This window comes from Duganella sp. Dugasp78 (assembly GCF_059491455.1).
On the sequence record NZ_CP168506.1, the window covers coordinates 6,468,209 to 6,479,909 of the forward strand.

At 65.4% G+C, this 11,701-nt stretch carries 13 protein-coding genes; 6 read left to right on the top strand and 7 right to left on the bottom strand.

What is annotated here, in order from left to right:
• Positions 1–125: 125 nt before the first annotated feature.
• The 6 genes from ACEN9O_RS28680 (at position 126) to ACEN9O_RS28705 (ending at position 6,696) form a co-directional block, all read left to right on the top strand.
• Entirely contained in the window at positions 126–1,247 is a 1,122-nt protein-coding gene (locus tag ACEN9O_RS28680; protein ID WP_495615184.1) for a GGDEF domain-containing protein, read from the top strand.
• 3 nt (positions 1,248–1,250) lie between these two features.
• Positions 1,251–1,460, top strand: a complete 210-nt coding sequence (locus ACEN9O_RS28685) for a hypothetical protein (RefSeq protein ID WP_495615185.1) — start codon at positions 1,251–1,253, stop codon at positions 1,458–1,460.
• Positions 1,461–1,528: 68 nt separating this feature from the next.
• The gene (locus ACEN9O_RS28690) at positions 1,529–2,092 is read left to right on the top strand and encodes a phasin family protein (RefSeq protein ID WP_495615186.1); all 564 of its coding nucleotides are present in this window, start codon (positions 1,529–1,531) and stop codon (positions 2,090–2,092) included.
• A 264-nt stretch (positions 2,093–2,356) separates the two neighbouring features.
• Complete coding sequence (locus ACEN9O_RS28695) at positions 2,357–3,997, top strand: VRR-NUC domain-containing protein (RefSeq protein ID WP_495615187.1); 1,641 nt, start codon at positions 2,357–2,359, stop codon at positions 3,995–3,997.
• A complete protein-coding gene (locus tag ACEN9O_RS28700) occupies positions 3,985–6,357 on the top strand; it encodes an ATP-dependent DNA helicase (protein ID WP_495615188.1) in 2,373 nt (790 codons plus the stop codon). Before ACEN9O_RS28695 ends, ACEN9O_RS28700 begins: the two co-directional genes overlap by 13 nt.
• A gap of 138 nt (positions 6,358–6,495) precedes the next feature.
• Positions 6,496–6,696: a hypothetical protein gene (locus ACEN9O_RS28705; RefSeq protein ID WP_495615189.1), complete on the top strand. Its 201-nt coding sequence runs from the start codon at positions 6,496–6,498 to the stop codon at positions 6,694–6,696.
• Here the strand turns inward: ACEN9O_RS28705 and ACEN9O_RS28710 are convergent.
• From ACEN9O_RS28710 to trhA, 7 genes are all read right to left on the bottom strand, one after another.
• Positions 6,686–7,423, bottom strand: coding sequence for a LytR/AlgR family response regulator transcription factor (locus ACEN9O_RS28710; RefSeq protein ID WP_495615190.1), 738 nt, complete (start codon positions 7,421–7,423; stop codon positions 6,686–6,688). The genes ACEN9O_RS28705 and ACEN9O_RS28710 overlap by 11 nt on opposite strands.
• 3 nt (positions 7,424–7,426) lie before the next feature.
• Complete coding sequence (locus ACEN9O_RS28715) at positions 7,427–8,506, bottom strand: sensor histidine kinase (protein ID WP_495615191.1); 1,080 nt, start codon at positions 8,504–8,506, stop codon at positions 7,427–7,429.
• Positions 8,507–8,508: 2 nt separating this feature from the next.
• Positions 8,509–9,228, bottom strand: coding sequence for a LiaF transmembrane domain-containing protein (locus tag ACEN9O_RS28720; RefSeq protein WP_495615192.1), 720 nt, complete (start codon positions 9,226–9,228; stop codon positions 8,509–8,511).
• Complete coding sequence (locus tag ACEN9O_RS28725) at positions 9,225–9,602, bottom strand: LiaF transmembrane domain-containing protein (protein ID WP_495615193.1); 378 nt, start codon at positions 9,600–9,602, stop codon at positions 9,225–9,227. Before ACEN9O_RS28725 ends, ACEN9O_RS28720 begins: the two co-directional genes overlap by 4 nt.
• 106 nt (positions 9,603–9,708) lie before the next feature.
• Entirely contained in the window at positions 9,709–9,867 is a 159-nt protein-coding gene (locus ACEN9O_RS28730) for a hypothetical protein (protein WP_495615194.1), read from the bottom strand.
• A gap of 139 nt (positions 9,868–10,006) precedes the next feature.
• Positions 10,007–10,888: a LysR substrate-binding domain-containing protein gene (locus tag ACEN9O_RS28735; RefSeq protein WP_495615195.1), complete on the bottom strand. Its 882-nt coding sequence runs from the start codon at positions 10,886–10,888 to the stop codon at positions 10,007–10,009.
• 40 nt (positions 10,889–10,928) lie between these two features.
• Positions 10,929–11,546 carry a PAQR family membrane homeostasis protein TrhA gene (gene trhA / locus ACEN9O_RS28740; protein ID WP_495615196.1) on the bottom strand — a complete coding sequence of 206 codons (618 nt, stop codon included), beginning with the start codon at positions 11,544–11,546 and terminating at the stop codon, positions 10,929–10,931.
• Between the last annotated feature and the right edge of the window lie 155 nt (positions 11,547–11,701).

Here is an 11,701-nt window from a genome sequence, read left to right on the forward strand (position 1 = left end):
AACAATTTTCCTTCGCGCAATTATTGCAGCCGTATAATAGCTTGCATCAGACCGGCAAATAGCCGGCGCCTAGTGGAGAATCCAGTCCCGTGCCCCACCGTCCTGCCCAGCCTGCGAAGATGGAAATGGCGACCCTGCGTTGCGAATTCAGCGACGCCGCGGCCGAACGGGCGTTCCTGCGCCATCACCTGGCCATGACGCAGGCGCAGCTGCGCGTGACCTTTGTGTTCTGCTCGCTGTTCTACCTGTGCTTTACGGTCACCGACGTCGTCTGGCTGGGCTACAGCCCGCGCACGGCGGTGCTGGCCTGCGCGCGCCTGCTGGTGGCAGCCACCGCGCTGGCCAGCCTGGTGCTGCTGCGGCGCCAGCCCGCTTCCATCCCCGTCACGCGCGCCGTGGCCAGCGTGGTCGAAACGGCGGGCGCGGCCGGATTCCTGCTGATCGCCGCGCTGCGGCCGGGCGAGTTTTCGCTGCACGCGATCTCGATGTCCATCATCGTCATTGTGATCTACATCTACATTCCAAACCGCCTGCTGTACGCGGCCGCGATCACGGCGCCGGCCACGCTGGGCTTCATCGTGCTGGCCCAGCAGCTGGGCGATTTGCGCCGGGTCGAGCTGGCCACGATGGCCGCCTTGCTGACGCTCACCAATGTGTTCGGCTACGTGGCCGCACGCCGCTACCAGCTGCTGCTGCGCGACGAATACAACGCGCAGACGGTGCTGAAAAACCTGTCGGTGCGCGATCCGCTGACCGGCTGCTACAACCGGCGCCACCTGCACGAACAGCTGCTGGAGACGGAAATCTCGCGGGCCCAGCGCTACCGGCTGAGCCTGACGGTCATCATGAGCGACCTGGACCACTTCAAGGTGGTCAACGACACCTACGGCCACAACGGCGGCGACGCCGTGCTGCAACGCTTCGGCGCCCTGCTGCAGGCGATGACGCGCGACAGCGTCGACAGCGTGGTGCGCTACGGCGGCGAGGAATTCCTGCTGATCCTGCCGGAGACCGACCTGGCCGGCGGCGAGCTGCTGGCCGAGCGCCTGCGCCACGCGCTGGCCGACACGCCGGTCGCCTACCAGGACCAGCAGATCCACATCACCGCCAGCTTCGGCGTGGCCAGCATCGACTTCGCCACCTCCACGCACGACGCCCACCTCAACATGATCGCCGCCGCCGACGAATTGCTGTACGCTGCCAAAAACAGCGGACGCAACCGCGTCTGTTCCCGACAACTGGTATAAAACATGACCTACATCAAACGATACGCGCTGGCCGCCGCCATGCTGGGCTTGTGCTGCACCAGCCTCAACGCCGGACCGGCGCCGTGGTACAAGTGGCGCAGCAAGATCGACAACTACCTCAGCTGCTCGCAGACGCCGCTGGGGCCGGGCTGGGAAAAGGACTCCGGCCCCTATAAAGATAGCCGTTGCGAAAAGTTGGTTCTTGCTAAATAATGGGGTCGCAATAACAGGGGGAACCCCGGGGCATTACTGGCTACATTTCATCATCTTGAGGAGACTGTATGTTTACAAATCCCGAACAATTTGCCAACGCCACCAAAGCACTGTTTGAATTTCAGCTCGAAACCTTCAATAGCCTGACCAGCAAAGCCGTGCAAGGCGTCGAACAAGTCGTCGCCCTGAACATGGCCACCGCCAAAACCCAGCTGGAAGACGGCCTCGCCACCGGCAAGGAACTCAGCCAGAGCACCGATCCCAAGGCCGCCATGTCGCTGGCCGCCGCCAAGATGCAACCGGGCGTGGCCGGCGCCGCCGCCTACAACCAGCAGCTGGGCAGCATCATCGCCGAGATCCGCGAAGAATTCACCCGCGCCGCCGATGCCCACATGACCGAAGCCAAGAGCACGCTCAGCGCGCTGATCTACGACGTCACCAAGAACGTGCGTCCCGGCTCGGAGAACGCGGTGCAGATCGTCAAGACCGCGATCGACAACGCCTTCAGCGGCTACGAGCAGGTGACCAAGGCCACCAAGCAGGCGGTCGAAGCGGTGGAAACGCAGATCGCCAAGGCCAGCGCCCTGGTCGAGCAAAACACCGTCAAACCGGCCAAGGCCGCGAAGAAATAGCCGCTTCCCCACTCCGCACCAGCCAGGCCCGCGCGCCTTCATGCCGTTCAGTCAAGGGTGGTCGTTCCCGCGAAAGCGGGAACCCATGCGGAGCTTGTCTCGCAGGCGACGTATGGATTCCCGCTTTCGCGGGAATGACAGCGGGCGATTTAAGCTTAACTGAACGGCATCACCGCGCGCCTGGCTTTTTATTTTGCTGGGCGCGCGCTGCCAAATACGATACACTGTACATAAACACAGTTATCGCGGCAGCTTATTCCGGCAATGATTAAAGTTCTAGAAAATCCCTTTTACTACCTGGATAACTTCCATCAGGTGCTGACGTGGATAGGCGACCGCTACGACGACTTGCTGACCGCCGAGGAACGCAGCTTCCTGGCCGCCTTCCCCGCCTTGCCGCAAGCCTCGCGCGCGCTGTTCGTGCGCATGGTGATGCGCAAGGGGACGGTGTTCCGCGCCAGCAAACTGGCGTATGCGGAGATCGGCAGCACGCATGAGGCCGCCCGTCCGCTGGCCGCGCTGGGCCTGATCGAGGAAGACCCCGCGCTGGACCTGGACCAGCTGTTCGAGCTGCTGCAAAAACCCGAGATCGGCCAGATCTTCCAGCTGGCGCCGCACCTGCGCCAGCTGCGCAAGGCCGAGCAGCTGGAGGCATTGCGCGCGCAGTACGAAGGCGAGCACCGCTACTCCAACTGGCACCAGGACTCCGGCGACCACTGCTACCGCAACCTGACGCAGGAACTGTGCGACCGTCTGCGCCTCATCTTCTTCGGCAACTACCACCAGGACTGGACCGAATTCGTGCTGTCCGACCTCGGCATCTACCAATACGAAAAGGTGGACTTCTCGCCGGCCGCGCGTGGCTTCCGCAGCCGCCGCGACATCGACGACTTCCTGGCGCTGCACCGCTGCCACGAGCGCTTTGTCGACGGCGAGGCGCCGGCCGACGTGATCCGCGACCTGCCGCCCTGCCCGGCCGATAACGAATGGCTGCGCAGCCGCCGCGACAAGCTGACCTTCCAGATCGGCCAGCACCTCGAAAAGCTGGGCGACTGGCCGGCCGCGCACGCGCTGTACATCGGCTGCAACTACCCCGGCGCCCGCGCGCGCGCCGTGCGCGTGCTGGAAAAGAACGAGCAGCCGCGCGCCGCCTTCGAGCTGCTGCAAGCCGCGCTGCAGGCGCCCGAGAGCGAGGCCGAACGCCAGCAGCTGCTGCGCATGCAGCCGCGCCTGGCGCGCAAGCTGGGCCACGCCAAGCCGGCGCCGCTCGCGCCCGCACAGGCGCTGCGCATCGACCTCAGCCTGCCGCCGCCGCAGGAAGCCAACCACGTCGAGTTCGTCGTGCGCGACCACCTGACGCGCGACGAAGCGCCGGTCTACTACGTCGAGAACGCGCTGATCAATTCGCTGTTCGGCCTGCTGTGCTGGGACGCCGTGTTCAGCCCGATTCCGGGCGCCTTCTTCCACCCCTACCATCGCGGCCCAGCCGACCTGCACAGCGCCGATTTCCAGCGCCGCCGCGCGCAGCAGTTCGGCGCCGCGCTGGCGCAGCTGGACGGCGACCAATACCGCGCCACGATACGCGCCAACTTCGCCGCCAAGGCCGGCATCCAGTCGCCCTTTGTGTACTGGGAGGCGCTGGACCCGGCGCTGCTCGACCTGGCGCTGGACTGCATCCCGGCGCTGCACCTGAAGCGCGCCTTCGAGCGCATCCTGGCCGACATCAAGGCCAACCGCAGCGGCTTCCCCGACCTGATCCAGTTCTGGCCGGCCGAGCGCCGCTACAACATGATCGAAGTAAAAGGCCCCGGCGACCGCCTGCAGGACAACCAGCTGCGCTGGATCGATTACTGCGCCACGCACGATATGCCGATCTCGGTCTGCTACCTGCAATGGGCGGCATGAGCGCGCCACGCTACACCATCGCCGTGCGCGCGCTGTGCGAGTTCACCGCCAAGACCGGCGACCTCGACCTGCGCTTCACGCCCTCGCCCACGGCGCAGGAAGGCATCGCCGGCCACGCCGTCGTGACGGCACGGCGCGGCGACGATTACCAGACCGAGGTGGCGCTGTGCGGGGATTTCGGCCCGCTGCACGTGCGCGGCCGTGCCGATGGCTACGACAGCCGCGCCCAACGCCTGGAGGAAATCAAGACCTATCGCGGCGACCTGAAGAAGATGCCGGACAACCAGCGCCAGCTGCACTGGGCGCAGGTCAGGATCTACGGCCACCTGCTGTGCGTCGACCAGAAACTGGACAAGATCAAGCTGGCACTGGTCTACTTCGACATCGGCAGCCAGAAGGAAACCGTGCTGCAGGAAGAGCACACGGCGGCCGGCCTGCAAGCCTACTTCGAGCAGCAATGCACGCTGTTCCTGCAATGGGCGCAGCAGGAAATGGCGCACCGCACCGAACGCGACGCCCAGCTCAAGGCGATGCGCTTTCCGCATGCGGACTTCCGCCCCGGCCAGCGCCAGCTGGCCGAGGCGATGTACAAGGCCAGCAAGCGCGGCGTGTGCCTGCTGGCGCAGGCGCCGACCGGCATCGGCAAGACCGTCGGCAGCCTGTTCCCCATGCTCAAGGCCAGCGCCGAGCACGGCGTCGACAAGCTGTTCTTCCTGGCCGCGAAAACCTCGGGCCGGCAGATGGCGCTGGACGCGGTGGACGTGATCCGCACCGGCGCGCCGCTGCTGCCCTTGCGCACGCTGGAGATGGCATCCAAGGCCACCGCCTGCGTCAACCCGGACAAGGCCTGCCACGGCGACTCCTGCCCGCTGGCCAAGGGTTTCTACGACCGCCTGCCGGCCGCGCGCCAGGCCGCGCTGGACATCATGCTGCCGCCTGAGCCCGACGACGGCGCCGCCGCCCCCACCCTGCTCGCGCTGGACCGCGACACGCTGCGCGCGGTCGCGCTGGCGCACGACGTCTGCCCCTACTACCTGAGCAGCGAGATGGCGCGCTGGTGCGACATCGTCATCGGCGACTACAACTACTACTTCGACCTCAGCGCCATGCTGCACAGCCTGACGCTGCTGAACGACTGGAAGGTCAACGTGCTGGTGGACGAGGCGCACAACATGGTCTCGCGCGCGCGCAAGATGTATTCGGCCGACATGGAACACGCCGCGCTGCGCCTGCTGCGCAAGCTGGTTCCCGAGGAACTGAAGAAGCCGCTGGACCGCGTGCACCGCCAGTGGAACCAGCTGGAAAAAGACCAGCCCGCCGAGTACCAGTCCTACGCCGCGCTGCCGGAAAAATTCATGGGCGCGCTGCAAACGGCGGCCACCGCCATCGCCGACTACATGGCCGATCATCCTTCGTATGTCGACGCTGATCTGCAGGCCTTCTACTTCAACGCGCTGCTGTTCACGCGGCTGGCCGAGAGCTTCGGCGACCATGCGCTGTTCGATATCGAAAAATCCGAGGGCGCGCGCGCCAGCCATTCCAACTCCGTGCTCTGCCTGCGCAACATCGTGCCGGCGCCGTTCCTCAAGCCGCGCTTCGACAGCACCCACACCACGGCGCTGTTCTCGGCCACACTCAGTCCGTGGAACTACTTCGGCGACATGCTGGGCATGCCGGAGACCACCGCCTGGGTCGACGTGGAATCGCCGTTCGTGGCCGAGCAGCTGTCGGTGCAGGTGGCCGCGCACATCTCCACGCGCTACCAGCACCGCCAGCAATCGCTGCGCCCGATCGCCGAGCTGATGGGCGAGCAGTACCGCCGCCAGCCCGGCAACTACCTGGCCTTCTTCAGCAGCTTCGACTACATGGACAAGGCCGCCAACCTGTTCGCCGAGCGCTACCCCGAGGTGCCGGTGTGGCGCCAGTCGCGCCGCATGGACGAGGCGGAACGGGCGCAGTTCCTGGCCCGCTACACGCTCGACAGCGAGGGCATCGGCTTCGCGGTGCTGGGCGGCTCCTTCGGCGAGGGCGTCGACTTGCCCGGTGCACGCCTGATCGGCGCCTTTGTCGCCACGCTGGGCCTGCCGCAGATCAACCCGGTCAACGAGCAGATCCGCCAGCGCATGGACGCCATCTTCGGCGCCGGCTACGACTACACCTACACCTTCCCCGGCATGCAGAAGGTGGTGCAGGCGGCCGGCCGCGTGATCCGCACGCAATCGGACCGCGGCACCGTCTACCTGATCGACGACCGCTTCGGCCGTCCCGAAATACAGCAACTGATGCCGGCGTGGTGGCGCATCGACGTCGCGGACGCCGGCCAGCGGGCCGGGCACGGCGAATCGCCGGCGTCACGATGATAGCAATATGCAATCAACGGTGACTTGCATGTCTGTTATATTGCATTGAACGCCGCACTGCGCCCCACCCTCGCGCCCGCTTGCTGCAGTCTCCCGCTCACTCCGACTCCGTGGGCCTTCAGTTTCAGGAATGCCGACATGAGACCACGGGAAAACATGCGCCTGTCGAGGGCCATACAACAGGCCGTCGTCATCGACGCCACCAGGGGCGCGGCCTACGCCTGGGCTTATCTCACTGCGCTGGAAGTGCCCGACGCCACCATATTGCGGGTGCTCTCCAGCGCCCGCAAACGCCGCGATTCGGACCCGCTGCCGGAACGGCTGGCGACTACTGAATGACCGCGCGTATCTTCTGGTAGCCGCTGCGGCTGACCGGCACCCTGCTGCCGTCCTTGAGGATGGCGACATAACTGTCTTTGGTGGCCTGCTCGATGCGCTCGACGCAAGCGATGTTGACGATCCATGAACGGTGGATGCGCAGGAACTGCTGCGCGTCCAGCTGCTCTTCCAGCTCCGTCATGCGCTGGTTCTTCAGGTAGGACTTGCCTTCCGAGCGTATCTGCACGTAGTCGTCCTGCGCCTCGATGACGTCGATCTTGTCGCAGTTGATGACGTGAACCCTGGCGCCGTCGCGTATCAGCACGCGGCTCAGCGGCTTGTTGCGGCCTGCTGCCTCGCGCACCATGCTCGCCAGCGCGGCGTCCCCCTCCGGCTTGCCCAGATTGGCGCGCGCATGCGCCAGCGCCTGGTCGAAGCGCTGCTGGCTGAAAGGCTTGAGCAGGTAGTCGAGCGCATGGAACTCGAAGGCCTTGATCGCATACTGGTCGAAGGCGGTGGCGAAGATGTAGCGCGTTTTCGCGCCCGCCAGCTCGGCCACCTCGAAGCCGTCCAGCTTGGGCATCTGGATGTCCAGGAACACCAGGTCCGGCGCCAGCTCGGTGATCGCCTTGACCGCCTCGAAGCCGTTGGCGCATTCGGCCACCACCGCCACGTCCGGGTGCTCGGCCAGGTACTCGCGCACCACGCCGCGCGCCAGCATCTCGTCGTCGACGATAATCACACGCATGCTCTATTCTCCCTCTTCGCCTGTTTGCGCGGGCATTGCGATGTCCACGCCAAAGCTGTTTTCGTTACGTCCCCAGTGGATGCTGGCTTCGTGTTTGTAGGCGCCGGCCAGGCGCTGGCGCACATTGGTCAAGCCGATGCCGTGGCCTTCGCTGCGCACCGAGGCCATGTCGGCGTCGACCGGATTCTCCACGCGGATATGCAGCATCGAGCCGGCGCGCCGCGCCGCCACCCGTATCGTGCCGCCCTCCGGCATATTGCAGATGCCGTGCTTGACGGCGTTCTCCACCAGCGGCTGGATGATCATCGGCGGCACCAGGCAGGCGGCGGCGTCGTCGCCGACCTGCTCGTCCACCAGCAGGCGGGCGCCGAAGCGCACCTGCTCGATCGCCAGGAAGTGGCGTATCAGCCGCATCTCCTCGCCCAGGGTGACTTTTTTGTGCGCCTCCATGCCCAGGCTCTGGCGGAAGAAGCTGGCCAGTTCCAGCGTCATGCGGCGCGCCGCCTTCGGGTCCTGCGACGTCAGCGCGCTGATCGAATTGAGGCTGTTGAACAGGAAGTGCGGATCGATCTGCGTGCGCAGCATGCGCAGCTCGGCCTCCTGCGCCATCAGCAGCGATTCCAGTTCGCGCTGCTCGGCACTCTTGGCGCGCACGAATTCGATCACCAGGTAATGCACCGCCGCCGCGAAGCCGTACAGCAGGATGCCCAGGCCGACGATCAGCGCCGACAGCTGCGGGCTGAAGGCGATGCCGGCCCACGAGACATCCAGCGACAGGCAGGCGCCGTTCCAGGCGCGCCCCACCGCCAGCCACAGGAAGCCCGACACCACCGCCGCCGCCGTCAGCACCAGCGCGGTGGCGGCGGGCCGGCTGCCGCCCAGCGGATAGGCGCGGCACAGGTAGTAGGACGAATAGCCGGCCGCGAACGCGTACAACAGGTTCAGCGGAATCGCGAACATCATGGCGTTGGCGACCGGCGCGTCGTTCGCCAGCACCACCACGCCGCCCAGCGCGATCCCCAGGAACAGCCACACCAGCAGGTAGATGGTGATGCCGCGCCGGCTGGAGGAAATCTCCTGCATGCCTAGTTACGCACTTCCAGGCCGCCCATGATGGCGTAGCCGCGCACGATCAGGCGCTTGCCCGGCACGGCGGGAGGCACGGTCTTCTCCTCGAAGCCGCCCATGATGGGCGTACCTTGCAGGACCACGGTCCAGTCGATCGGCACCTTGATGGTGATCCCGCCGAACATCGAGAACACATTCAGCACGGCCTCGCCGTTGATCGAGCTTAGTCTTAGGTCCAGGTCGCAGCCGCCCATCACCGTGGTGATCTCGCCGCCGCGGAAGTCCGGCGACGTGATGCGGCGCTTGAAGCCGCCCATGACCGCCGTGATGTTGATGACGGCGTCGTCGCTGGTCGTGTCCAGCATGTCGCCACGCTGCTCGAACAGCCAGCGGCGGGACGGCGAACGGAACACCACCGACAGGCCGGCCGCGATCAGCAGCAAAGGCCACAGCGAGGGCCAGCTGATGGAAATGAGGCCGGTCTCCTTCAGCAGCATCATGCTGCCGACCAGTATCAGCGCGCCGCCGACGATGGCGCCGGATGGCGAGCGGGTTTGCACCACCTTCAGGATGCCGAAGAAGATCAGCGCGCTTGGCCACAGATGCAGTGTGAAATCCAGGTCCAGCCATCCGAGGTTATCGAGCAGGAAGATCATGCCGACCGCCACGACGAACAGGCCGACCGCCATCTGCGAGGCCGGATTCCGTTGACGCTTGTCTCTCGATCTGTCTCTCATTTCGGCTCCCTGGTCGCGGCGAAGATATTGTCCAGCAAAGGCCGCAGCAGCATGCCGATGCCGCAGGCCACCACCAGCGCCGGCCAGGTTTCGCCGAAGCCCCAGCCCCAGATGTGGTTGAACGATACGTACCACCAGCCGGCGAAGAAGATCTCCCACAGGCCGCTGAGCAAGTAGCGCGGCGTGGTCGGCGGGATGATCTTGGTGAGGCCGGAGATGACCAGCAGCCAGGGCCACCAGCGCCAGAAGTTCATCGGGTCGAAATCGAAGTCGATGATGCCCGCGCGGTCCAGCAGCAGCACGCAGCCGGCGATGATCAAGCCGGTGCCCCAGACGATTTGCTGGCGCCAGCGGTAGGCGGTGTAGATACTCATGTCAGTCCCCTAAGTCGGTATGGGTGTAACAATACCGGGGAACGGCTGGCGGGGAAACGGCTATTCGGCGAATGGCGGAAAAGGGACGGTGAACGGCGAAAATACGTCAGGAGCGGCCGTTGCCGACCTTGGATTCAAACATCTGCAAGCCCCAGCCCAGCTGGCGCCGGATCTCTTCCGGCGTGGGCGGCGGCTTGACTTCATGCGAGCGGCGCTCCAGGTAGGCGCGCACCAGGAACTTCGATGGATGAGTAGTCTGCGACATGATGGCCTCCCGGCGGCAATGTCCTGTTGGTGCCGATACTTGAGGCTACCGGCTCACCTGCTGCTGGTTATCCCAAGCACGCAAGGCCAGTGTAGCGCCGCACCGGAGGGGTATCTGTACGGCGCCGCACACTCGATGCTCAGAGCTTCTGCTGCAGGAACTCCAGGAAGCAGCTGATGCGCTGGGCCAGCTGCGTGTTGCGGTAGTAGACCGCGTGGATCTGCTGGCAGTAGCCGGTGTTGGCGTCTTCAAGAATGGGCACCAGGCGGCCCGCTGCGATGTCCGCACGCGTCATGAAGTCCGCCAGGCAGACTACGCCCTGGCCGGTCAGCGCCAGCTGGCGCAGCGTCTCGCCGCTGGAGGCGGAGATCGACGGCGTGATCGGCAGGCTGTTGCCGCCCGCGTGGCGCAGCGGCCAGTGGTTGCCCTGCTCGTACTGGGCGAAGCCAATCAGCGAATGGCGCGCCAGGTCCTGCGGCGTTTCCGGCGTGCCGTGGCGGAGCAGGTAGTCCGGGCTGGCCAGCACGTGCAGCGGGCTCGAAGTGAGCGCGCGCGCATGCAGTGTCGAATCGGTCAGCGTGCCGATGCGGATGGCGATATCGGTGCGGTGCTCGATCAAGTCGGTGATCTGGTCGTTGCTGCTCAACTCCAGCCTGATCTCCGGATACAGCGCGCGGAACTCGGCCATGTGCGGCACCACGCAATGCAGCATGAAGGGCGATGCGGCGTCCACGCACAGGCGGCCGGCCGGCTTCTGGCGGCGGATGCGGATGGTTTCCTCGGCCTCCTCCATGGCGCCTAGGATGGCGCGCGCGCGTTCGAGGAACAGCTGTCCCTCTTCGGTCAGTTCCATGCGGCGCGTGGTGCGCGTCAGCAGCGACGTCGCCAGCTTGTCCTCCAGCCGCGACAGCGCGCGGCTGACGCCGGACGTGGTCTGGCCAAGGTGGACCGAGGCGGCACTGAGGGTGCCGCTGTCGATCACGGTGATAAAGGTCTTCAGGTCGTCGGAATTAATATCCACTGGTGCTCTACTCTCGAAATCCAACAGTTGTACAGGTGCTTCACGCTACATACAGCAAGACCGCGCCGAAATGGCAGGCGCTGCCACCCAGCACAAACAAGTGCCAGACGCCGTGGCCGTAGCGCCATTTGTGGTCGGTGACAAAGAAGGCGATGCCCACCGTGTACACCAGGCCACCGGCCGCCAGCCAGCCGAACCCGCGCCAACCCAGCGCGTCGATCAGCGGGCTGGCGCCGATCACGCCCACCCATCCCATCGCCACGTAAATGAGCAGCGACAGGACGCGCGCGCCCTTGGCAAACCAGATCTCCTGCAAAATGCCGATCACCGCCAGGCCCCAGACCACGCCGAATAGCGACCAGCCCCACGGTCCGCGCAGGCTGACCAGTGTGAACGGCGTGTAGCTGCCGGCGATCAGCAGGTAGATGGCGCAGTAGTCCATCTGCCGCAGCACGTCCTTGGCGCGGCCGCGCAGGCTGTGGTACAGCGTCGACGTCAGGTATAAGCCCAGCAGCGTGGCGGCATAGATGCTGAAGCTGACCACTTTCCAGGCGTCGCCGGTGCGCGCGGCCAGCACAATCAGCAAGGTGCCGCCGATTGCCGCGAGCGCGGCGCCCACGGTGTGAGTGATGCTGTTGAAGCGCTCTCCGTAATACATATGTGTTTCCAATACAGTGAGGCAGCGGCGGAAGGCTGCGGCCTCGGGCATTGTATAGCGCATTTCATAACGGTGTTGCTGGTTTCAAGCGCAGCCCCACGCCACGCCACTTTGCGGCCCGTCCGGCACGACCGTACACAATTGGCAATTAGCAA

Coding starts and splice junctions, on each gene's coding strand:
- ACEN9O_RS28680 (WP_495615184.1), top strand. CDS start 126: ATGGCGACCCTGCGTTGCGAATTCAGCGACGCCGCGGCCGAACGGGCG.
- ACEN9O_RS28685 (WP_495615185.1), top strand. CDS start 1,251: ATGACCTACATCAAACGATACGCGCTGGCCGCCGCCATGCTGGGCTTG.
- ACEN9O_RS28690 (WP_495615186.1), top strand. CDS start 1,529: ATGTTTACAAATCCCGAACAATTTGCCAACGCCACCAAAGCACTGTTT.
- ACEN9O_RS28695 (WP_495615187.1), top strand. CDS start 2,357: ATGATTAAAGTTCTAGAAAATCCCTTTTACTACCTGGATAACTTCCAT.
- ACEN9O_RS28700 (WP_495615188.1), top strand. CDS start 3,985: ATGGGCGGCATGAGCGCGCCACGCTACACCATCGCCGTGCGCGCGCTG.
- ACEN9O_RS28705 (WP_495615189.1), top strand. CDS start 6,496: ATGAGACCACGGGAAAACATGCGCCTGTCGAGGGCCATACAACAGGCC.
- ACEN9O_RS28710 (WP_495615190.1), bottom strand. CDS start 7,423: ATGCGTGTGATTATCGTCGACGACGAGATGCTGGCGCGCGGCGTGGTG.
- ACEN9O_RS28715 (WP_495615191.1), bottom strand. CDS start 8,506: ATGCAGGAGATTTCCTCCAGCCGGCGCGGCATCACCATCTACCTGCTG.
- ACEN9O_RS28720 (WP_495615192.1), bottom strand. CDS start 9,228: ATGAGAGACAGATCGAGAGACAAGCGTCAACGGAATCCGGCCTCGCAG.
- ACEN9O_RS28725 (WP_495615193.1), bottom strand. CDS start 9,602: ATGAGTATCTACACCGCCTACCGCTGGCGCCAGCAAATCGTCTGGGGC.
- ACEN9O_RS28730 (WP_495615194.1), bottom strand. CDS start 9,867: ATGTCGCAGACTACTCATCCATCGAAGTTCCTGGTGCGCGCCTACCTG.
- trhA (WP_495615196.1), bottom strand. CDS start 11,546: ATGTATTACGGAGAGCGCTTCAACAGCATCACTCACACCGTGGGCGCC.